General features: G+C 60.1%; 20 protein-coding genes. 4 read left to right on the plus strand and 16 right to left on the minus strand.

Features of this window, described 5'->3' with window-relative positions; translation table 11 throughout:
* Positions 1–17 precede the first annotated feature (17 nt).
* The 10 genes from F6V30_RS02495 to F6V30_RS02540 form a co-directional block, all read right to left on the minus strand.
* Positions 18–788: a cytochrome C gene (locus F6V30_RS02495; protein ID WP_151154926.1), complete on the minus strand. Its 771-nt coding sequence runs from the start codon at positions 786–788 to the stop codon at positions 18–20.
* A 412-nt stretch (positions 789–1,200) separates the two neighbouring features.
* A complete protein-coding gene (locus tag F6V30_RS02500) occupies positions 1,201–3,003 on the minus strand; it encodes a cytochrome c3 family protein (protein ID WP_191965552.1) in 1,803 nt (600 codons plus the stop codon).
* A 4-nt stretch (positions 3,004–3,007) separates the two neighbouring features.
* The gene (locus F6V30_RS02505; RefSeq protein WP_246163141.1) at positions 3,008–4,057 is read right to left on the minus strand and encodes a 6-bladed beta-propeller; all 1,050 of its coding nucleotides are present in this window, start codon (positions 4,055–4,057) and stop codon (positions 3,008–3,010) included.
* A gap of 19 nt (positions 4,058–4,076) precedes the next feature.
* A complete protein-coding gene (locus F6V30_RS02510; protein WP_151154928.1) occupies positions 4,077–6,023 on the minus strand; it encodes a hypothetical protein in 1,947 nt (648 codons plus the stop codon).
* Positions 6,024–6,037: 14 nt separating this feature from the next.
* Entirely contained in the window at positions 6,038–6,622 is a 585-nt protein-coding gene (locus F6V30_RS02515; protein ID WP_246163143.1) for a cytochrome c3 family protein, read from the minus strand.
* A gap of 1 nt (position 6,623) precedes the next feature.
* Positions 6,624–7,772 carry an NHL repeat-containing protein gene (locus F6V30_RS02520; protein WP_151154930.1) on the minus strand — a complete coding sequence of 383 codons (1,149 nt, stop codon included), beginning with the start codon at positions 7,770–7,772 and terminating at the stop codon, positions 6,624–6,626.
* Between the two features lie 19 nt (positions 7,773–7,791).
* Positions 7,792–9,015, minus strand: a complete 1,224-nt coding sequence (locus F6V30_RS02525) for a cytochrome c3 family protein (protein WP_246163146.1) — start codon at positions 9,013–9,015, stop codon at positions 7,792–7,794.
* Between the two features lie 322 nt (positions 9,016–9,337).
* Complete coding sequence (locus F6V30_RS02530) at positions 9,338–10,867, minus strand: YifB family Mg chelatase-like AAA ATPase (RefSeq protein WP_151154932.1); 1,530 nt, start codon at positions 10,865–10,867, stop codon at positions 9,338–9,340.
* A gap of 164 nt (positions 10,868–11,031) precedes the next feature.
* Positions 11,032–11,832 carry a peptidoglycan editing factor PgeF gene (gene pgeF / locus F6V30_RS02535; protein WP_151154933.1) on the minus strand — a complete coding sequence of 267 codons (801 nt, stop codon included), beginning with the start codon at positions 11,830–11,832 and terminating at the stop codon, positions 11,032–11,034.
* Between the two features lie 100 nt (positions 11,833–11,932).
* Positions 11,933–12,541 carry a DedA family protein gene (locus tag F6V30_RS02540; RefSeq protein WP_151154934.1) on the minus strand — a complete coding sequence of 203 codons (609 nt, stop codon included), beginning with the start codon at positions 12,539–12,541 and terminating at the stop codon, positions 11,933–11,935.
* 106 nt (positions 12,542–12,647) lie between these two features.
* Here F6V30_RS02540 and F6V30_RS02545 point away from each other — a divergent pair, with 106 nt between their 5' ends.
* From F6V30_RS02545 to xerC, 3 genes are read left to right on the plus strand one after another with little or no spacing between them, the layout of a single operon-like run.
* Complete coding sequence (locus tag F6V30_RS02545) at positions 12,648–14,480, plus strand: bifunctional homocysteine S-methyltransferase/methylenetetrahydrofolate reductase (RefSeq protein ID WP_151154935.1); 1,833 nt, start codon at positions 12,648–12,650, stop codon at positions 14,478–14,480.
* A complete protein-coding gene (locus F6V30_RS02550; protein WP_151154936.1) occupies positions 14,477–14,899 on the plus strand; it encodes a hypothetical protein in 423 nt (140 codons plus the stop codon). The genes F6V30_RS02545 and F6V30_RS02550 overlap by 4 nt, the downstream gene beginning before the upstream one ends.
* A 34-nt stretch (positions 14,900–14,933) precedes the next feature.
* A complete protein-coding gene (gene xerC / locus F6V30_RS02555; protein ID WP_151154937.1) occupies positions 14,934–15,833 on the plus strand; it encodes a tyrosine recombinase XerC in 900 nt (299 codons plus the stop codon).
* 102 nt (positions 15,834–15,935) lie between these two features.
* Here xerC and F6V30_RS02560 read toward each other — a convergent pair whose 3' ends face one another.
* The 4 genes from F6V30_RS02560 to F6V30_RS02575 all read right to left on the minus strand — a co-directional run bounded on the left by F6V30_RS02560 (position 15,936) and on the right by F6V30_RS02575 (position 19,660).
* The gene (locus tag F6V30_RS02560) at positions 15,936–16,631 is read right to left on the minus strand and encodes a roadblock/LC7 domain-containing protein (protein ID WP_151154938.1); all 696 of its coding nucleotides are present in this window, start codon (positions 16,629–16,631) and stop codon (positions 15,936–15,938) included.
* Between the two features lie 12 nt (positions 16,632–16,643).
* A complete protein-coding gene (locus tag F6V30_RS02565) occupies positions 16,644–17,348 on the minus strand; it encodes a DUF4388 domain-containing protein (protein ID WP_151154939.1) in 705 nt (234 codons plus the stop codon).
* A 164-nt stretch (positions 17,349–17,512) separates the two neighbouring features.
* Positions 17,513–19,108 carry an acetyl-CoA hydrolase/transferase C-terminal domain-containing protein gene (locus F6V30_RS02570; protein WP_151154940.1) on the minus strand — a complete coding sequence of 532 codons (1,596 nt, stop codon included), beginning with the start codon at positions 19,106–19,108 and terminating at the stop codon, positions 17,513–17,515.
* A gap of 261 nt (positions 19,109–19,369) precedes the next feature.
* Positions 19,370–19,660 (minus strand): Dabb family protein, encoded by a 291-nt coding sequence (locus F6V30_RS02575; protein WP_151154941.1) that lies wholly within the window; start codon positions 19,658–19,660, stop codon positions 19,370–19,372.
* Positions 19,661–19,838: 178 nt separating this feature from the next.
* Here F6V30_RS02575 and F6V30_RS02580 point away from each other — a divergent pair, with 178 nt between their 5' ends.
* Positions 19,839–20,540 carry a cytidylate kinase-like family protein gene (locus F6V30_RS02580; RefSeq protein ID WP_151154942.1) on the plus strand — a complete coding sequence of 234 codons (702 nt, stop codon included), beginning with the start codon at positions 19,839–19,841 and terminating at the stop codon, positions 20,538–20,540.
* Between the two features lie 122 nt (positions 20,541–20,662).
* Here F6V30_RS02580 and F6V30_RS02585 read toward each other — a convergent pair whose 3' ends face one another.
* Positions 20,663–21,520, minus strand: coding sequence for a Smr/MutS family protein (locus F6V30_RS02585; protein ID WP_246163148.1), 858 nt, complete (start codon positions 21,518–21,520; stop codon positions 20,663–20,665).
* The gene (locus tag F6V30_RS02590; RefSeq protein WP_149307710.1) at positions 21,520–22,371 is read right to left on the minus strand and encodes an OmpA/MotB family protein; all 852 of its coding nucleotides are present in this window, start codon (positions 22,369–22,371) and stop codon (positions 21,520–21,522) included. Before F6V30_RS02590 ends, F6V30_RS02585 begins: the two co-directional genes overlap by 1 nt.
* Positions 22,372–22,434: the final 63 nt, after the last annotated feature.

Raw genomic sequence — 22,434 nt, forward strand, 5'->3', positions numbered from 1 at the left:
CACACTGCCCCGAAGTATTACTTGATGTGGCAGGTCAGGCAGAGTGCTGAATCCTTCTGCGGAGCGAGAACCAGATAGTTCATGGTCTCTGCGCCCTGGAGGTTCTTCTTGTTGTGCACATCGTGGCAGGTTGCGCAGGTCATGATGCTGCCGTTGTAGAGGCGGTCAGCGACTTTAATGTTGGCTGGATTGTCGCGGTAGGTGAGGCCTTGGTCGGCCTTGCGGATATAGTTGTACTGGTCCGGGGTGGTGGCGGTGCCGGCCGTGGTGCAGATGTTGGAGTCGCCACAACCGGCGGCGATGGCCATGTAGTCGAAGCCGACCGGATGGTCGTTGGACAGGTCTTTATTCACACCGACGCCGGGGCCGCCGAAGTTGTCGTTGGTCAGCATCGTGCCGGTGTTGGCGCTGCCGTAGTGCTGGTCGAGGGCGATGGAACCGTCGTGGCAGGTCATGCAGAGACGGGTCGGGCCGGCGGCGGCGTCACCGGTGCTGTACACGGTCGAATCAAAGGTAGCCGATTGGTAAGCGACGAAGGTCTGCTGATCGTCCATGCGGGACCAGAGCGGGGCATAGGAGCTAGCCGCAGCCGGTTTGATAGCGTGGTGAGGGGTATGGCAGAATGCGCAAACACGGTCGTTCCCGCCGATATCGGTGATATTGGCGGAAACGCGCATGTCATGCACCGAGTTAAGCACCCCCTGGCCGGCAGTGGCGGTCGGAGCAGAGTACGCTACAGCGGCGTTAAGCCCCACGATGGCTACTGCTGCTAAAATTCTCTTCTTCATGTACATGTTCTCCTTTTCTTGTGGTGTTACGACAATTGAATCGAAGTACCCTGTGCAACGTGTGATAGCTGCTCTCCGTCATCGGCCTCCTTTCGGTAAATTGCTTGGAATGCCAGTCGTTCCAAGTGGTTAAGCTATCGAGCTTTTTTGTCCTCACTTCACGCAAGGAAAGTCGGGCATTCTCCAGGTGAGCAAGCATTGTGCCAACGCGATTATGCCGCCGGTGCCGAGCGGGACGACTCCCTGCCGAGCTCCTGAAATCAGCATTCCAGCCCTATCCAGGCGTTTGCCGGCATACCGCGCCTCCACCGGGCATGACCGGATATGTGCCGTTATTTCACGGAAGGGTTGTTTTTTGGCGTTGCCCCTCCCTGCCGGGAGGGGCAACGCAACTCATTGAATGATTGAGGTATTACGGAGAATAGGGATAGGGGTTGTAGCTGGCCGGGTTGGTGGTGGTAGTGTGGCAGGTGAGGCCGCTGGTGCCGGGACCGACGACAAAACAGGTCTTGGCGCCGGCATCGTAGGGCTGGTTGGGGGCTTGCGGCGTCGCCGCATAGCGCAAATCGAAGTTGATCAGGTGGAGCGAATTGGTGTCGGTAGTCAGCCCCGCCTTGTAGGGCACGCCGTGGGGGTCGTGGCAGGCGGAACAGGAGGCCTTGGTGTTGTTGCTGCTGAGCGGATTATGCAACCCCTGGACATGCGCCTTGTGCAGCTTGCCCAGATCGGTGGCCGTGTTCATCAGATAGGTTTCGTCGTGGCAACTGTAGCAGAGCGGGTAGGATGTGCCCTGGGCGGCCGAGAAGGTGTCCTGGTTGTCCAGACGCAGCAGGTGCGTGCCGGAACCGTGGGAGTCATGGCAGTCGTTGCAGTAGATCGAGGTTATGCCTTTGTTGAGCAGGCTGTTCCCGGTCCCGGTGCGCTGATGGGCGATCGGGTGCCAGGACTTGGCGCTGCCCCAGTTGATGCGCTCACGTTCGTCCAGGGAACTGAACATGCGCGATACGGGGGGATATTCATTGAAGTTTCCGGCCAGGGCCGCATCGCCGGAGTGGCATTTGAGGCAGATCTCATATTCATAACTGGCGCCGGCCGTCGTGACGGCGCCGTTGATGGTGACCCCCCTCACCCCCGTAAGTACGCCGTTTACATTGGGCGCCGTGCTTGAGTTGAGCGGGGCGTTCTGCCAGAGGGTCTGGTGCGGGTTATGGCAATCGACGCAATGGACGTGTTTGCCGGGAGCGGTCAGCGGCAGGGTTTCCGCCTCGGTATGCGTGGTTCCGCCGCCGTCGTAGCCGCCGCCGCCGGCCGGGTTGTGAAAGCCGGCCGTGCGCATGTCCAGATACGGAGCGCCGTTATCGTTGTTGTGGCACGAGGCATAACAGTTGGTATCCATGCTGGCGGTGCCGGAGGTGAGCTTCAGGAGATTCTCGCCCCGCTGGGCGCCATGGGGGGTGTGGCAGGAGATGCAGCCCTGCTGGGAGACGGCCGTCGCGACCGTCGCGCCGTACCTGGTCCCGCCGGTCTGGTGGGCGCTTCCCGACCAGCCGTTCTTGGTATGGCACACGGTGCAGAGGGCATCGGCCTGGGTGGCGGTATTGGTCACCAGGAAATTGCCGTACTGGTTATCGTGGGCGTTGTGGCAGGAACTGCATTCTACGTAGTTTGTGCCGTTACGCGACACCAGCTTGACGCGCGATACGGCGGCTATTGTGGCCGGATCCCGAAACTCGCCCGTCTTGAGGCCGTACTCCATGGAAATCGGATGGTCGTCGCGCAGGTCCTTGCCGAGCACCGTCGATTTTTGGGGAAAGGATGGCGGCGTCAGCACCCCGAGTTGCGCGGTGGTGCCGTGAGCAACGGGAGAGCCAAGGGCAATGGTGCCGTCATGGCAGCTCAGACAGAGGCGGGAGGCTCCCATCGGCTGTCCCGGCTTGGCGGAAATGGTGCTGGAAACATAAGTTATGTAGTCCTGCGCCGTATTTTCATCGCGGCTCCACAACGGCCCCGAATCGCTCGTATCGGTCAGCTTGGTCGCATGGTGGGGGGTATGGCAGAAGATGCAGACCCGCTCCTCGCTGGACTTTATCCTCCCCGGACCGCTGGACGACAGGTTGTGGGGCGACGTGAGGATGCTGTCGGCGCCCGCGGGGAAGACCGGAGCCAGGAGGGAGCACAGGACGGACAGGGTCATGATTGCCGCAAGTCGATTCATGGCGTTAGCGATCCTTCCCTTGGAGAGCTGTCGGGCGGACATGGCTGAATACCTGGATGCGCCGGTTATAGGTGTCGGCCACGTAGATCCGGTCGCTACGGTCGATAAAGACCCCCGACGGCATCCAGAACTGGCCGGGGCCGTCCCCGGTCGCACCGAAGGCAAAGCGGTAGCGGCCGGCGGGGTCGAAGACCTGGACCGCATCGCGCAGGGAATCGGCGATATAGATATTCCCGCCGCTGTCCACCGCCACCCCCTTCGGTTTGACGAATTCACCGCCGGTATCGCCCGGTTGGCCGAAAGCCTTCTGGAAGACCCCCGCGGAGGAGAACAGTTGGATTCTGGCGTTCAGGGGGTCGGTGACATACAGCGTTCCCGCATTGTCGATGAATAAATCGGTGGGGTGGTTGAACTGTCCCGGAGCAGCGCCATGGCTACCGATGCGAAAACGCTCCTTGCCGTTCAGGTCCAGGACGACAACCTGATGCGCCGTGGTGTCGGTCACATAGAGCAAGCGATTGTTCCGGTTGAAGGCGATGCCGGTCGGCCGTTCCAGAGAACCGGTAAAGGTTGTCAGGACGTTGCCTTTTACGTCGTAGCGATAGACCATCGCGCCCGCCGAGTCGGTGATGTAGATATTTTCATTGTCGTCGCCGGTAATGGCGATGGGGCTTTTGAAAAGCGGCGGCTCACCCGTGCCGATCAGCAGATACTTCATGCTTTGGCTGTCCATGAAATGGACGATGCCGTTGGCGTTATCGGCGATGAACAGCCGGCCCCGGTTATCCACGAAGATGCCGTAGGGGCGGCCGAGACGGAGGTCGCTTTCACCTACCACAAAATCGGCCAGGCGCCGCCAGAAACCCTTGCGTATGCCCGCATCCCGGTAGTCGCGGATCTCCTGGTTCCAAGTCACCTGGGCCTCGGCCGGTGACGGCGGCCATTGCAACGGCGCCGGCGGCGGCCCGGGGGTAGCGCAAGCCGTCAGCAGAAGCGCCAGCAAGGCGGAGGCCAGCAGGTTACGACAACGATTCGTGCGATTCCCGGTGTTCACGGGGCACCTGGTCGGGGAATCAGAAATAACGCGATAGTATAAGATGAATATGCTCATCATATGAAATCCTTCCTGCTTCGCGGCGCGCTCCGAAGCCAGAAAGCAGTGAGAGGGCCAGCTTACCGGCGCTCCAGCGCAACGAGTTGCCAATCGTGAGGCGGTCACTCTGCCTGGCTCCGCCGATGTTCTCATAATCGACATTGAGCGTCATCGCAGTCGTGGAGAAGAGCACCGCATTGTAGCCGGCTGAAACGCTGAACGTGTTTTCATCGGCACGCCGGGTCGTGCCGATTGCCTCATACCAGCGGTAGTTGTCGCGCAGCGAAAGTGTCAACGTCCCATCCCGCAGATAGCTGTTGTACCGCGCCATCGCTCTGGCCTCTTGGTGCTTGTCGGAATCGGAATCAAGGGTCTCATATTCCGAGGTCAGCGTGATGGCCCCCCATTTTACTTCGGCTCCGACCCGCGACATGCCTTGCGCCGTCAAACCGGCCAGGGAGGCCTGGCTGGAAACCCGATCCTCGCGGCTCTGGCTCACGTTACCGTAGAGCTGGAATGCGCCCTTGAAAAGCATGAGCGCGCCATCCACGCCATAGGCGGCCGTTGTGCTGTCGACACGCGAATCGACCTTGTAATCATAGCTGATCAGCAGGGTGTCCCCCTCCTTGATCGCGCCGGTCGAGACCGGGACGATTTCGGCCTGCGTCCCGGTCACGACCACCTGATAATCGGTGTTCAGGTCGTAGGGGGGCAGACGTTTCAAGGAATCGGCATTACGAACCGTAATGCTGGATTCAATCACATTCGGCTGGCCAAGATAGATGTGCCCACCGAAAACGACCGTATGGCTCTCGTTCAGAATATGCAGATGGTCGGTGTTTCCGAGCTGGCGCTTGATCGCTCCGAGCTGCTGGTAGCCGTTCAGGGTAAGCCGGCCCTCTTTCGGCAATTCCTTGACGTAACCGAAGGAATACCTCCCCTTCACTTCCTGTTCGTATCCGGTCGGATATTCATCTTTCCTGGCGTTGAGGTCGATCCGGGTCGTCAAACTCTTGAATAGCAGGTGCTGCAACCAGACGTCGGCGGCGTTATGCACCTGCGAACCGCCGTCACCTCCGCTGTTGAAGAACGAATAGGTTGCGCCGCTCCGCAGGGCCTTGCCCCAATCCCAGAGCAGGTTTTCATTCAGGTCCAGGTTTCTGATGTAATTAATGCCGGTGGCCTCCGAGGCGGTCAGGCGGGTGGACAGCATCCTGTTCTTTCCCGCCTTCGTCCATTGCAGGTCATTGTTGAACCGTAGCTCGTAGCGTTTGTCGGTTCTGCTGGCCCCTTGCGTGGGGACGTACCTGTTGATAATGTCATATATCTCCAACGAGCTCCGGCTGATGCCCAGGGTATGCTGGGTAGAAATGGAAACCTGGTCGGTATCGCTCTTCGAATCCACCACCAAGCCGGACGTTTCCGAGTTTCCCTTTGAGTAGCGGATCGTCGTGGGAAGTATGTCGTTTCGTAACGACCACTGCAGGTTATAGGCCGTGGTGGTTTGTTGGTAGGAATTGGCAAATGGCTGCGCCACCTCGGTTATGGTCGAATCCAGGGCAAATGAAGCCGGCGCGACGGAACGCTCCAAAAGGACCCCGTTGATATGGTAAAAAAAACCCTCGCCGGTAAGGATTCCCGTTGACTGTGAGCTTGTGCCGGACTGCCTCTGGTCAAGTTCCAGCTTTAACGCAATCGAGCCTCGCAAAAGACTTGGTCTGATCACGGCATACTGGAATTTATAGTTGTAATCCTCCGCCAGTTGATGCTGTTCTGTGGTGGTTGACTGCTGCTGCCCAAGAAACTTGTAGTCGATGTCAAGCCATTGCTGGGGGGGCGTGAGCATGAGAAGCCCCACCCTTTCTGCCTGGGCGTCACCGATAACTAGCAACAGAAGCGCGCTTGCAAAAAAAATGATTTTCCGCACATCAACGCTCCCGGTCATCTCAGGAAATATTGTACATTCCCGTAATGGGGATCGTGACAGTTGATACAAATAAGATCGTGGCTGGCGGAATTCTCATGCAGGCCTGAAGCCTGCCTTTTTTCACGATGGCAGGCATTGCAGACTTGGCCTGCCGGAGATTTCAGCAGCGACGGATTTGACGAACTGTGCGGTTCGTGACAGGCAAGACAGTCTCCCACCGCAATCGGTCCATGCACGAAGCTCCCTTTGACGAATCCGGTGTGACAGACAAAGCAGAGTTCATTTTTCGATTTGACGACAAAGCCGCTTTCGGTTGTTTTGTCATGGCACCTGTCGCACTGTTTTTCATTGTAGGGTTTGTGCGACGAGGCCTTGCCAGCGGCATCGCCACGATTTGCCCCGCCGCTGGCAATGTCGGCGCGCAGTTTCGCCACAACGCTGCTGGCATACTCCCCGCAAAACTGTTCCGGAGGGGGCATGCTCGGAACACCGTCAAATATGGTTGAAACTGCCTTATACCGGTCAATAGGACTGCACCCGGCAACAATCGCGATCAGGCACAGCGCCAGCACAACCCTCTGAAGCGGAAAACCCGGCACGTCAGTCCGCTTTCCTGCCGGCGGCTTCCGGTGATGTTTCGGCGGCACCCTTGCGATGCCCAAAGCCGTAAACCGATATTTTGTCATTACCCATCTGATTGGTAACGAAAACCACTTGCTCCAGTACAAAGTCGGGAGCGGCAAATTGCTGGAAATAATCCAGATCTTCGTTGGTGACGGTTATGCCAGCCGGGAGATTCAGCGCTCCTGCCGGCAGGGGCGGATCGCCGAAAAACATCAGCAGCCGGTTATTTTCGTTAAAAAGTTGTACATTCTGGAACCCGCCGTCAACCACCCAGGTACGGTTCTTGTCGTCGACGGCAATCCCTTTGGGGCGGGTAAATTCGCCAAAGGCGTCACCAAGTTTGCCAAACGTGTTGATCAGATGGCCATCCTTGTCCAGGGTAACGACATTCCCGGCGCCGACATTGGTGACATGGATCAACCCCTTGCTGTCAACCGTCAGGTTTGTCGGCAAGGACAAAAACGGGGTGCCGTCGGTGTTTTTTTGAATACTTTTTTCAAACTGGCCGGTCTTACGGTCAAACACCTTGATATCATTCCCCTTTATATCAAGAACAAAGATCGAGGTATCATCCACAGCCACATCGACCGGCTTCGTGAGATTTTCCTTGCCGATACTGCCGATGTAGTTGCCTGCGGCATCATAGCGCAAAATCTCCTGTCTGAGGGAATCCGCTACGAAGAGGCCCCCATCCTTATCCACCGCCAGGTTGATGGGTTTTTTCAGCCTGCCCAGGTTGGTGTTTCCCTTGAGGTAGTTAAATGTTTTGTTCTTGAAATCAACGATAATGACCGACGGCGGGCTTTGTGTATCGCAGATATACAGCTTGCCGCGGATATATTTGACGCCGTAGGGCCTGATGATCGGCTTGATCAAGTCTTTTTCGCTGGTTCCCGTGACCAGCAGGGTAAAGCCGCTTTTATCGGGTTCCACGTCGCGGGAACTATTTACCGATTTTAAAAACTGAACCCGTGGCTCACTTGGGGGCGGCGGAAAAAAGACCGGGCCCGCCTTTGGGGCAGGGGCCGTGGCACAGGCCGTCACGAGCAGTGCAACAAGCAGTGCCATAACGACGATTTTCGCGCTCGAGACAACTCCGGCTACTTGGTTCCTTATTGGATTCATACTATTGATTACCTCCATGTTATTTCTGGCCCTTTTCCTCTGATCGATAGTCTTCCGGTTTCTCCCGGTCATAGGCAAAGGGGCGATGGCATCCCGGCGAACAACTTCCTCCGGTCGGCGTGAGCATAAAGTTGATCGGAATCTTCCAATCGCCGAATTGTACACCTTCCTTGCTGATCAACTTCTCCCCGGTGCTGGCGTGGGGTTCATGGCAGACGCGGCAGGTGCGCCCTTTGCGGTTGACGACGTGGACATAGTGCAGATTGCGATTCCCGTTGCGAAATTTGGTATAGATCGTGGTTTCCGGAAAGCGAAGCAGGTTCTTTTCGTGGCACGACAGGCATACGCCATAGATGCCGTCCTTATAAGCGACATAGAGGTCCGACGGATAGCTTCCCTTGAGCAAACGGAAATTATCGCTTCCGTGGGGGTCGTGGCAGGCCCGGCATTCGCCCAGTTCCAGCGGCCCATGCAGATATTTCTTCCCCTCGATCTCCTTCTTGATGTTTTTGAGGGGCGGCTTGCCGAGTTTGTCCGTGGCGTGACATTCCAGGCAAACGCTCATATCATCCCCTGACAGAAGTCCTTTGGCCTTGGAAAAGTGGCTGGAATGACAGTTACCGCAGCCTCCCGTCTCCTGAAGGGGTTTATGCACAAGTTTCATCCTCAGCTTTTTTTCAACCCCCGGATGGCAACTGATGCAGATATCCGGCATCTTTTTCTTGAGCAGTTGGCCGTTTTCACTGCTGTGCGGGGCGTGACAGGAGGTGCAGGGGCCTTTTTTGACCGGTGGGTGGATGAAAGGCGACTCCTGAAGTGTTTTCAAAAAATCGGCATGGCATTTGAGACAACTTTCCCAGACCGGCCCCCTGAGAAGCTTCTTCTCATCCGATTCGTGGGGATTGTGGCACCGGCTGCAAGAACCGACAGCTACGGGGCCATGCCTGACTTTCTTCTTGAAATCAGCGGCATCGTGACATCCCATGCAGAGGGCGGTCTGATCGTCTCCCCCTTCCAGAAGGAAACGGCCGGCGCCGCCATGGGGCTTGTGGCAGTACGCACACTCCCCGTCCTTGACCGGGGGGTGCACATTCTTTTTCTTCCCGAAGGTATCGTGGCACTGGTAGCAGAGGGCGGCCCCCTGTGCAGTCATGGCAAAACTCTTGGCGCCCTTGAGCGGGTGGAGCGGATTGGTCTGTTTATGGCAGCCCGAGCAGTCCCCCTCCTTGACCGGCTCATGCATATTCTGTGTTCCGCCAATTGACGTATGGCACTCTGCGGTTTTACATGACACATCGGCAGCCTGGGCGACGCACGGAAATATCGCCGTCAGCAGGAGGAGGCCCACAGATCTAACATTCATCGAGATTGTCTCCATCAAAAAAGCCCGAAAGAACCCAAAAAACAGCGGCGCGTTTGAATATCTATAACTCGCCGGAATTATTACGAGCAAGTACCGTACCAGCCTGTCCTCGCCGACAACTCCGCCCATCCCTGCTTCAGGCATAATAGCCTGATTTATAGAATGTATACTATTGACACATTTTTTTAAACAGAAGAATTGGTTACGTTACCTTGCGGTCCAGGCTGCGGTACTGGATCGCTTCGGCGATATGCTCTTCGCGGATCTGCTCGCTGTCCGACAGGTCGGCAATGGTGCGGGCCACCTTGATGATCCGGTTGTAGGTCCGGGCGGAAAATCCGAGGCGGTCGGTAACCAGTTCCAGCATCCGGCTGCCGGCGCTGTCCAGTTCGCAGAACCTCTTGATGAAACGCGGCGTCATCTGGGCGTTGCAGTGGACCTTGGTCCCCTGGTAACGTTCGGCCTGGCGCTTTCGGGAGCACGCCACCCGCAGGGCGATATCCCGGGAACTCTCGGCCTCCCCCCGGTCGGACAGGTCCCGGTAGGTTACGGACGGCACCTCGATATGGATATCGATCCGGTCCAGGAGCGGGCCGGAGATACGCGAACGGTAGCGGTGGATGGCGAGGGGGGTGCAGACGCAGGGATGGATCGGATCGGCAAGGTAGCCGCACGGGCAGGGGTTCATGGCCGCGACCAGCATCACCCGGGATGGATAGGTCAGGGTCAAGAGGGAGCGGGAGATGGTGACGCGGCCGTCTTCCAGCGGCTGGCGCAGCACCTCCAGGACATTCTTTTTGAATTCGGGCAGTTCGTCCAGGAACAGGACGCCGTTGTGGGCCAGGGAGACCTCCCCCGGCTTCGGCGTGGTGCCGCCGCCGATCAGGCCGACGTCGGAGATGGTGTGGTGCGGGGAGCGAAACGGCCGCGCCGCCAGAAGCGCCCGGCCGTTCTCCAGCATCCCGCTGACGCTGAAGATTTTGGTGGTCTCGATGGCTTCGTCGAACGACATGCGCGGCAGGATGGTAGGGATGCGGCGGGCCAGCATGGTCTTGCCCGATCCCGGAGGTCCGATCATCAGGATGTTGTGGCCGCCGCTGGCGGCGACTTCGAGGGCCCGCTTGGCGTGCTCCTGTCCCTTGACCTCGCTGAAGTCTTCACCGTATTCGCAACCGCTGGTGAAGAGGGATTGGAGGTCCACCGCGAAGGGGTCGATCCCGTCGTGGCCGTTGAGGAACTCCACCACCTGGGAAAGGGCGGTGGCGGCGATGATGGCGATCCCCTCCACCACCGCGGCTTCCGGCGCGTTCTCCACCGGCAGGATGACGCCGGCCAGACCGGCCCGTTTGGCGGCGACCGCAATGGAGAGTGCGCCGCGGATCGCCTTAAGTCCCCCATCCAGCGAAAGCTCTCCCACAAGCAGGTACTCCCGCAGGCGGGCGGTCTTCACCACGCCGGTCGCCGCCAGGATGCCGATGGAGATGGGGAGGTCGAAGGCCGCCCCTTCTTTCTTGATGTCGGCCGGCGCCAGGTTGGCGGTGATGCGCCGTGCCGGAAAATCGTAGCCGGAATTTTTGAGGGCCGCCTTGACCCGGTCCTTGCTCTCCTTGACGGCGCCGTCGGGCAGGCCGACCGTGGCAAAGGAGGGCAGGCCGGCGGCCAGGTCCACCTCCACATCGACAAGCATGGCATCGATCCCGATCAGGGCACTGCTGAGGACTTTGGCAAGCATCTCTCACCTCTTAACCCATGGTATCCGGGAATCGCTCAACGACGGGAGCGTTACGGGCACGATGGCAGAATGCGGATGATAACAAAGACGGCGAGTCCAAAACGACGGTGCTGAGGTGTCACTATGCCACGGGTTGTTCAGCGAGGCAGCGGGCCCACGCCCGGTTATGGCGCCGTGAGCATGATGAAGCCCATCTGCCTGCCCGTATCCCCACTATCCCTGCGGTAGGAGAAGAACAGGTCCTTCCGGCAACAGACGCACATATCGGAGACCTGTATCCCGGCGGCCGGCACACCGGCGGACAGGAGCAGGTCCCGGTTGGCGGCGGCCAAATCGAGCCGCCACTTGCCCTCGCCATGGGCCTCGGCGAAGGAATCCCACGGCATCCCGCTCTGGAGAAAGGCCTGCCTGACCGGAGCATCGACCTCGTAGCAGCACTTCCCGATGCTGGGGCCGATGGCGGCCTGCAGCTCACCGGGGGCGCTGCCGAAGAGCGAGCCCATTCCGGCCACTGTTTTGGCAACCAACTTGGCCGCGGTTCCCTGCCAGCCCGCATGGACCGCAGCGACCACCTTGTTGCGGGGGTCGCAGAGCAGGATCGGCACGCAGTCGGCCACGCAGATGCCGATCATGACGCCGGGCTGGTTGGTTATGATGGCGTCGCTCTCCACGCCGGAGAAGTGGCTGTACTCCTCGTTGGGCTCGTCGATTACCAGGATGTCGTTGCCGTGCACCTGCCGCACGCTGACCAGGGCCTCCTGGTTGACGTCGAACGCGCGGGTCAGGATGCTGCGGTTGCCTTCAACGTTAAAGGCCTGATCCTGGGTGTTCAAACCCAGATTGAGCGAGTTGTAGGGGGGGCGGGACACCCCTTCGTGGCGGGTGGTGAACCCCTGAACCGATCCGGGCGAACCGGCGAAATCGACGGCAACGTAGTGGATGCGCCCCGTGCGCTTGATCTGCATGAATAACCCCTGCGAATGATGAATGGTGAATAGGTGGAGGGTTCCCCTTTCACCATTCACGTCCGCCATTCTCGTTTTTTATTTTGCCTTCTCGCTGGCTTTACGCTTTAATACCGTTGCGCCGGCGATAGCGCCATACGTAGACGGCAATCAGAATACTGCTGAACCCAATGACCCAGGCAAGGGCTCTGTGGGAGTACTGCATGATCAACTGCTGGTTCTCGCCGATGGCATAGCCGATGACGGTCAGGATGCTGCACCAGAGACCGGCGCCGGCCAGGGTGTAGAGCGAGAAACGGAGGTGCCCCATGCCGGACAGGCCGGCCGGGATGGAAATGAGGTGCCTGACCACCGGCAAAAGCCGGCCGATGAAGGTCGATATCTCGCCATGCTGGAGGAAGAAGCGCTCCACCCGTTCAAACTTCTCCGGCGGGATCAGGACGTATTTGCCATACCTGATGATCAGCGGCCTCCCCAGGTAGCGGGAGGCAAAATAGTTGGCATAGGCCCCCACAAGACTTCCCAGGGTGCCGCACAAAATAACGGCGACCAGATTCATCTTTCCCTGGAAGGCCAGGTAGCCGGCCGGCGGCATGACCAGTTCGCTCGGCACCGGGATCACCGAACTCTCCATGAGCATCAACAGAAAGATGCCGGGGTAGCCCATGGTGCCGATGGTGTGGAGGAGCCATTGAATAAGAGCATGCATCGTAAGTATTCCATCCTGGAGCAGAAATAGGAGAGCATCCTATATACCCCATCTCGGGGATTCGGGCAACAGCAGATACGCCAAAGCCCAAGAACGTGGTTACCCAATGACCGTACTCGACAAACTCACAACAGAGATCCTTACCGGAGACGGGGCCGTTGGCACCATGCTCTACGCCAGGGGGATCGGGCTCGACAGCAACTTCGAGCACTTGAATCTGGTACGCCCGGCCCTGGTCCTGGAACTGGCCCGCGAGTACGCCGCCGCCGGGGCGCAGGTGATCGAGACCAATACCTTCGGCGCCAACTATACCAAGCTGGCGGCCATCGGATTGGGCCACAAGGTTGGCGAGATCAACCGGGCCGGCGTTCGTATCGCCCGTGAGGCGGCCGGGGATGGCGGCATACTGGTGGCCGGTTCGGTGGGCCCCCTGGTGCGCATGAAGGGCGAAGAGCGGGAGTTGACCCCCGACGCCATGGAAGGGCACTTCCGGGTGCAGTGCACCGCCCTGGCCGAGGGGGGGGTGGACCTGTTCCTGCTGGAAACCTTTGGTTCCCTGGAGCAGTTGGTCGCCGCGGTACGGGCGGCCCGGGAAACCGGCCTGCCGGTCTGTGCCTCCATGGCCTTTCTGGAGGGGGGACGCAGCGGCGACGGTACGACGGTGGAGGCGTTCTGCGCCGCCGTGGAGGCGGCCGGGGCCGATATGCTGGGGGCCAACTGCGGCGCCGGTCCCCTGGAACTGGTCAAGGTGGTGCGCCGCCTGGCCGCCCTGACCGCCAAACCGATCTCCGCCTATGCCAACAGCGGTTTTCCCGAGTACCACGAGGGGCGCTACATCTACCGCGCCACCCCCGACTATTTCGCCGCCATGGCGGACGAGATGGCGGCGGCCGGGGCCAACCTGATCGGCGGCTGCTGCGGGACCACGCCGGACCACATCGCCGTTCTCGCGCGCACCCTGGCAGGGAAGCGGCCCGCTCCACGCCACCCCGCGGCATCCCGTACCGCGGCAGGGGCGCAGCCCGGTTCCCGGCCCGACAGGCCTTCGTTCCTGGACCCGTGGGGATGCCGCAAGGTCATCGCCGTCGAACTCGACCCGCCCAAGGGAATGGACTGCCGCCGGATCATCGAGAGCAGCCGGCGCCTGAAAGAGGCCGGAGTCGATGCCATCAACCTGGCCGAAAACCCGCTGGCCCGTCCCCGTATGGGGAACATCGCCCTGGGGAGCATCATTCAGCGCGAGGTCGGCATCGAGGTCATCATCCACATCACCGGCCGGGACCGCAACCTGATCGGCATGCAGTCCGACCTCATGGGCGCCAGCCTCCTGGGGCTGCACACGATCCTGGCGGTGACCGGAGATCCGGCCGCCATGGGGGACCATGCCGGGGCCACCTCGGTCTTCGACCTGCACTCCTTCACCCTGATCAAGCTCCTCTCCGACATGAACCGCGGCGTGAACGCCATCGGCAACCCCATCGGCGGTGGGACCGGTTTCACCATCGGGGCGGCGTTTAACCCCAACACGAAGAATATGGCGGTTCAGGCCGAACGGCTGCGCAAGAAGGTGGCCAACGGCGCCCGTTTTGCCCAGACCCAGCCGGTCTATGACCCGGCCCTGTTCCTGGAAGCGCTCGACCAGACCCGGGATTGCGGCATCCCGCTCTTGCCGGGGATCATGCCCCTGGTCAGCGAACGCAATGCCCTCTACCTGCACAACGAGGTGCCGGGCATCACCGTCCCGGACGCGATCCGCGCCCGCATGAAGGGTCTGGAGAAGGAGGCCGGCGCCCGGGAAGGGCTGGCCATTGCCAAGGAGTTCATCGACGCCACCTTCACCGCCGCCGGAGGCTACTACCTGATCCCCCCCTTCGGAAAATGCGAACTGGCCCTGGAGTTGATCGATTACATTCACGCACGGGAAAGGGAACAGGGATGATACACATGTTCAAGGCGGGGCTGCTCCTGGTGTACTGCCTGATGATAGCGGCCTGCAGCGTACCGAACGCGACCATCCGCGAGGAGTTCGAAAAAAGCATGAAGGCTTACAACAAGATGCTGCGCTGGCATGAGATCGAGGGGGCCGGCATGGTCTACATGGCGCCCGAGTTGCGTGATGGCTTCATGAAAGCCGCCGCCGACATCAAAAAACGGGACGTCACCATCACCGATTTCCGCATCCTGACCTCCGAATGCCTCCCGGACAAGGGAACCGGCGAGGTCGTGGCCGAATTCGACTACTACATCCTCCCCTCCAACCGCATCAAGACCCAGAGCTACCGGCAGGATTGGGCCTATCGCGACATCAACAAGCAGAAGAGCTGGAAGGTGAAGAGCGGCCTGCCGCCTTTTGAGTGAGAGACGATTTTCGCTGTTGTACCCCGGTGATGCCATGGGACGCCTTGCCGCACAAATAAGCGCTTTCTGCGCCTACCTGGAAACGGAGCGCAACGTTTCGCCCCATACCCTGGCCGCCTATCGCCGCGACCTGGAGCAGTTGGCGGCCTTTGCGGCCAAGGAACGGGGCGACGACGTCTCCGCCGGGGAGGTGGACCATCTGTTGCTGCGGCGCTACCTGGCCCTGCTCGGCAAAACGGCCAAGAAGAGTTCCATCGGCAGGAAGCTGGCCGCCGTGCGGACCTTTTTCCGCTTCCTGCTGCGCCGGGGGGAGATCGACAAGAATCCGGCCGAATTGACCGCCACGCCCAAGAGGGAACAACGCCTGCCGTTTCATCTGGATATCGACCAGGCCACCGCCCTGATGGAGGCCCCCACGGCAGACGAGAAGTACGTCCTCCGGGACCGGGCCATCCTGGAGCTGCTCTATTCCAGCGGCTTGCGCGTTTCCGAGCTGACCGGCCTGGACATCGGCGATCTCGACCAGGCCTCCGGCATGGTACGGGTGATGGGCAAGGGGGGCAAGGAGCGCATCGTGCCGGTGGGAAGCCGCGCCATTCAGGCCATCGGGGAGTATCTGGCCCAGCGCGGGGAACTGGCCGGAAGCGGGGCGCTCTTCCTCAACACCCGCGGCCAGCGCATCAACCGCCGCAGCGTGACGCGCATCGTCGATACCCACGTCGGGCGCGTGGCCGCCTTCAAACACATCTCGCCCCACACCCTGCGGCACACCTTCGCCACCCACATGCTTGAGGGAGGAGCCGACCTCAGGGCGATCCAGGAACTTTTGGGCCACGCCTCCCTCTCCACCACCCAGAAATATACCCACGTCGGCATCGACCGCCTGATGGAGGTCTACGACAAGGCTCATCCCAAAGCAAAGAGCCCCGGCTAACCTCCGCCTGGCGGCGGTACGCCCTTCGAGCTCCCCGCACGACAAAAAAACGGGGGGCGAAATCCCGCCCCCCGCTACTGTTTCAGTGCTGCCCGGCAACCGTTAGCCGAGCGCCACCTCGATCCGGTCCCCTTCCCCCACCTTCAGCTTCTTTTCGATGCCCGGCCCGACGATGATCGCCCCGTCGTACTGTTGGCCCATGTCGCTCATGACCATGACCGGGAAGGTCCCGCTTGTGCCTGCAGCCTCATTAACCAGCTTCAGTTTTTTGAACGATGCCTTGTAGAAATCGCCGATATATTTGGAGGTAGGCTGACTGATGGCGATCATGCCGAGCGAATCGAAACTGCTGCTGGCCTCCTTGCTTGCAAGGTGGCTGACGCGCAGCTTGAGGATATCGGCGGCGGCGCCCTGATCCACCGGGCTCCCGTTCTGCCGTCCCGGCGCCCCGGCCTCCTTCTGCTCCGGCAGGAGCGATTCCAGTTTCTTGGCAGCAAGGTTGAGGGTGATGAGCAGGACCTGGAGATTGATATTCTTGGCGCACAAAAGGCAGAGCATGGCACCGGGGGAGCCCTTCACCAGTATGCGGCCATCGGCGTAGCGCAGGTCAATGATATCGAGGGTCTGCTCGACCTGTAGTCCGTAGGTGCACTCCACCGCCAGGGTTCCTGCCTTTTTGAGGGAGTCGGCATCGATCAATGAGGGAAAAGCGTGCGCAAGGACCTCGCCCCTGTTGCTGAAGACGGCGCTGCCGATAACCCCTTCGACGCTGTTGATATACTGCAAAATATCCTGCATGATGCCAAACTCCTACTTGCCGGGGATCAATACCGCTTTGATTTCTCTCTCCACACCGTCCAGGTTGGATTCCGGTTTGACGGCGATGCTGAGATAGTGTTGCTTGGAATCGTACATCAGCAGGTGATATTGTTTGGTTTGGACGGCCGCTGCCTTGATCTCTCCCAGCCCCATGAGTTCGCCGAAACGGTTGCCGGCGGTGGCCAGAAAGAGCCCCTTGGCGGCCAGGGCCACGGCTTCGATGCTGTTGTCCTGGAGCGGGTTGCCGTCTTTGTCCAGCAACACCGCGTAGGTCACCGCCTCGATATCCTGGAGCCGTGCCGCGACCTTGCTCATGGTCCGCCGCGGCGCCACGGCCGGGGCGGATTCACCGCTGGATTCGGGTGCTCCGGCGTTTTCTTCATCCATGCGGCGCAGGGCTTCAAGAAGCAGGAAATCGGTGCGGTAGTGGATCGTGCAGACGTTGGAGGTCATTTCGGGGCGGATGTTGAAGGTGCCGCCGGGCCACTTGATGATCCGGTAGATGGCTTCTTCGCCGCTCTCTGCCCCCAATTCGGCATGGATGATCTCACCATCCGCAAAATAGATGGCCCCTTTTTGCTCGCCATATTCGACCGTGATGCAGCCGGTGTACTTGTTGTGCCCCTTGAGCTGGATGACGTCCGTGAGGGAAAGACCCGCCACGGAGCCCTGGAAACCGTTTATCGTATCAGCCATCGCTACCGCCCCGGGAGTGAAATTATTTCATGGTGGTGACAGGCAGGTAAATCGGGTTATTTAAAACATAACTGCGTGACAAGTTCAAGCAGCAAATAGCCGGGAAACATGAAAAAACCCCGCCGGCTGTGCCGGCGGGGTCGTTTGCGGGAATGGAGTCGCTGCTATTCGCAGAGATCGACCTTCATGTCCCAGTTCTTGATTTTCATGGTGCCGTTCTTTTCCAGATTGAGATGCATCTTGAAGGCGCGATCCCACAACTGGGGCTCATGCCCGACTTTGCGCCTGAGGCAGTCGGCCTTGGCCATTTCAAAGTACTCGGTGAGGATCGGCTTGTAATCCGGATGGGCGCACTTGTCGATGATGACCTTGGCCCGGTCCCGCGGGCAGAGGCCGCGCAGGTCGGCCAGTCCCTGTTCGGTAACCACGCAGTCCAGGTCATGTTCCGTATGGTCGATGTGGGAGCAGTGCGGCACCACGCAGGAAATGCCGGTCGGATCGGTCTTGCTCGGACGGCTCGACGGGGTATGCATCATCTTGAGGAAACCGTTGCGCAGGAAGTCGCCGGAACCGCCCAGGCCGTTGATCATGCGGGTACCGCCGACCAGGGTCGAGTTGGCATGGGCATAGATGTCGATCTCCACCGGCGTGTTCATGGCGATGACCCCCAGGCGCCGGATCGGCTCCGGTGCGTTGGAGATGGAGAGCGGCCGCAGGGTGATCTTGTCGAAATACTTGTCCATGTTCTCGAAGAACTTCGGGAACCCGGGTGTTGCCGAGAGGGAGAGCGAACAGGAGGAGGCGTGGTCCAGCTTGCCCGAATCGAACAGGTCGAGCATGGTATCCTGGAGAACCTCGGTATAGACGGACAGGTTATAGAAAGGACCCTTGGCCAAGCCGCCGATTACGGCGTTGGCGATGGAACCGACACCCGACTGGATCGGCAGCAGGTTGTCCGGCAGACGCCCCATCTTGACCTCGTGGGTGAAGAAATCGATGATGTGGTTGGCGATGGCCTCGGAGGTATCGTCCTGCTCGGCAAAGGCGCGCCCCTGGTCGCGGAGTTTCGATTCCACCACGGCCACGACCTTCTTCGGATCGCAGGGGATCGAGGTGGCGCCGATACGGGAGCCGGCCTTGGTGATGTTCAGCACCTGGCGGTTCGGGGGAGTGCCGCAGGAAACCAGGTCGTGAATCCCTTCGAATGAGGGCTCTCCGGTGTTGACCTCGATGATGATCTTGTCGCAGATCATCAGGATCTCCGGGATGACGCCGCAGGAGGAGGTGGGAACCAGGCTGCCGTCCTCGGTGATGGCCGAGACCTCGATGATGGCCAGGTCGAGCTTGCCGCTCTCGGTGTCCTTGGTGTAGAAGCCGTATCCCAAGTCCTGGGCAAACAGGGAGAGGTGCTTGTCGCCCATGCGGATGCGCCCCTCGTTGATGCCGGCGGCGATGTTCTTGCCGGTCTGATACGGCCAGCGGCGGTCGATCATGTCGAGGGAAGCCCAGCGGTCCTCGGTTTCAGCCCCTACCGAGGCGCCGATGAACAGGTTGAATTTCCATTTTCCCTGGAGATTGTTCTTTTCCACATGGTCGGCCACGGCAATGGGGACCACCTTCGGGTAGCCTGCGGGGGTAAAGCCGGACCACCCCAGGTTCATGCCCGGCTTGAAGAACTGAATGGTCTCTTCGGCCGTCATGACCTTGCTCAGAAGCGACTTGTGACGCACGCGATCTTGTAAAGTACCGTACTCGGACATTTTTACCTCCTGTTTGCATTTAGTGTCTACAGCCCCATAGCGTTCTGAAAAATACCACCACCAACGTCATGCGGTAATCTTATTAAAAATAATGATTATAGGCAATTGCAGCAAAAACAGCAGTGTTAGTCTGAGTAGAACTGGATTTTACTATTGCAAGAATGTTTAGTCAAGTTAAAATGTATACAACTTTCCCGACGCCACTGCGCAATGGCCGCGCAACCCCGGCACGACACACGGATCGGGAGGTTGCGCGACCGGTCAATCCTGGTAGTCGACGGCGACGATGGAGGAGCACACCGATCTCATATGGGGGAGCACTTCTCCGGCATGGTAGGGGTGGATCTGGTAGGCCTGCATGTCGTCCAGGGAATCGAACTTCGTCACGAGGGCGATGTCATAGGAGCGTTCCGAACGAATGATATCGATGCCGGCCTCCAGGTGGCGCAATTGGGGGATTTTGCCCCGCATGCTGAGCAGCTTTGCCTGGGTAACGGCAAGATTCTCGGGGCTCGCATCGGACAGTTTGAAAAAAATGATATGGGTGATCATGGCTCGGCAGCTCCTTGGCTGATGGCTGGTGGTGGCCTCGAAGGAATGTTATCCGTATACCGCGCCGCGCTTCCCGTGTCAATGGCGCCATCGCACGCATCCGCGCCGCAGTTGCGGATCGCCGGTGCTGTGCTACAGTTGATGCCAGACAGACCATTTCGAGGCTGCGGAGGTCGCCATGCCGGAAAAACTCTTGATACCATCCGTGGAAATGAGGCTCGGCTCTTTGCTTGAGTTCAACCGCAAGCGTGACATGGAGGCATCGTCCCCCGCCAGGCACAAAGTGCGGCAGACCATTACCATCTCGCGGGAATTCGGCTGCGAGGCATACCCCATGGCGGAACGCCTGCGGGAGATCATGGAGAAGAAACAGGGTGAGCCGTGGGTGTTGCTGGACAAAGGGCTGCTCGACGAGGTTGCCCGGGACCATAACCTGTCCGCCAGCGTGTTGAGCAGCCTGGGGGAGAAGAGTCGATTCCTGGACGAAATCCTGGCCACGTTCTCTTCACGCTGGAAAAGCGAGAAGGACCATTTCCGGGTGCTGTGCCGCCATGTGCTTTCCCTGGCGGAGCAGGGCAACATGATTATCGTCGGCCGGGGCAGTTCGATTGTCACCCAGCCGCTGAAGAACTGTTTCCATTTCCGCCTGTTCGCCTCCCCGGGGTTCAAGGTGCGCTCCATAACGCGCCGGATGGGGGTTGAAGCCGAAGAGGCCGAAAGGATCATCGCCAAACAGCAGAGACAGCGGGATAACTTCATCCGCGATTTTCTGGACCGGGATGCCCACGACCTGGGCTTTTACCACCTGGTGTTCAATAACGACAAGAACAACGTGGAAACCATGGCCCGCACCATTGCGGAGTATCTGGCGGCCCAGTAGCGGCACCAAGGTGGAGAGGGGTGGCGCAAGAAATGACGAGGGGTGCCGGAAAGCACCCCTCGTCGCACGTGCGGGTTGTTGAGAGGAACGCCACTTCGGGGAGAACGGTCCAGGGGGACGGGTCACGCCGCGGCGGGAGCTTCCGGCAGGGGGCGGAGAAAGACCACAAAGGCACCGCTTCCGCCCATCTCGCGCGGTGCTGGCGCAAATTCAAGAACCGTCTCGCGCCCGGCGTCCCGCAGCCAGGATGCGACCGCCTGCTGGAGCACCGGTTCGGCCGGTGAGTTGTTCCCCTTGCCGGTAATGACCAGGGCGGCTTTCTGCCCCTTGCGGCGCGCCGTGTTCAAAAAACGGGGCAGCGCCGCCAGGGCCTCTTCGCGGGTCAGCCCGTGCAGATCGAGTTGATGGGTTACGGCAATAACCCCTTGTTTCACCTGGCGCAGACGATTGCCCGATAACGGCTTCAACTCTTCATCCGCGGGCAGGGAATCGGCAAATTTCGTTTCCAGCTTCAAACGGCCGATCTCTTGCAAAAACAGTTCGGCTGCTTCCCGGTCGGCGCCGGAGGTGCGGGGGGGTGGCGGCGGGACCTGCGTGCGGGCGCCGGTCCGGGCCGTCGCGGGCGTTGCCGCGTCCACCGGCGGCGCGGCCAGCGTCTTCACGCCGGCCATGGCACGCCGGAACAACTCAGCCTCCCCATCGTCGGCCGGGACGGCGGAGACCGGGCGTTCGCGCCCCGTCCCGGCTTTGGCGGGACCGCCTCCCCGGGTGCGCACAACCTTTACATCGGCCATGGCCCGCAGGAACAGCTCGTCCGCCTCCTCGACCGACTGCGCTTCATGGTGGGTCGGCTGGGGAGGAGGCACCACGGCAGGGGCAGGCTCCTTCGGGGAGAGAGCCACCTCTTTCAAGGCAGCAAACGGGGTGGCGCGAAACTGGGCGACCGCTGCCGGTTTTTCGTGGCGCCGCTTCTTGCCCATCAGTCCCTCGCCACCAGGGTGATTTCTATGCGACGGTTCTTGGCGCGCCCCTCCCTGGTCGCGTTGTCGGCCACCGGCTTATACTCGGAAAAGGCTGCCGCGGAGAGGCTGGCCGGGTCGAGGCCCTGCTGCTGCAGGTATTTGGCGACGTTGATGGCGCGGGCCGCGGAGAGTTCCCAGTTCGAGGGAAACTGGGCCGACCGGATCGGCACGTTGTCGGTATGCCCCTCGATGCGGATCGACTTGTCCTTGACCTCTTTCAGGGTCGGGATCATCTTGAGCAGAATGGTGATGCCGTCCGGCTTGACATCGGCCCTGCCGGAATCGAACAGGATGGCGGCCTCCATGTTGACGGTCAATTTCCCCTTCAATTCCGAGATGGTCACCTGCCCCTGGGCGATCTCGCTCTTCATGTTCTCCAGCAGATGCTCGTAGGTGCTGCTGACCTCCTTGACCTTCTCCTCCTTGGCCTTCTGAAGGGTGGCGATCTCGCCCTTGAGCCGCCCGTTTTCCCCTTCCAGATCGGCTATCTTCTGACGCAGGTCGCTGATATTCCTGGAAAGGGTGTCGGATTTGGCTTTGAGCACCTGTTCCAGTTCATGCTTGTCCTTGGTGAGCGCCTGCCGCTCCTGCGCAAGCCCGGCAGCCTCGGCCTTCAGTTTGTCGAACTCGGCCTTCAACGTGCTGTTGTCCGAACTGAGCTGCCCGTATTTTTGTTTCAGGTCGCCAAGCTCGCCCGCCAGCCCCTTGGCCTCGTTTTCCTTCAGTTGATACGTGCCTTGGGAAACACAGCCATTCAACACCAGGGCCATCAGACCTGCCACTGCCAGATAGATGATTCGTCTCAGCACACGCGACCTCCTTGGGGTGTTTCTGCGCCGCCCCACTGTTTTGGGCGGAGCTTTTCTCGATTT

This window comes from Oryzomonas sagensis, from assembly GCF_008802355.1.
Classification (GTDB): Bacteria; Desulfobacterota; Desulfuromonadia; order Geobacterales; family Pseudopelobacteraceae; genus Oryzomonas; species Oryzomonas sagensis.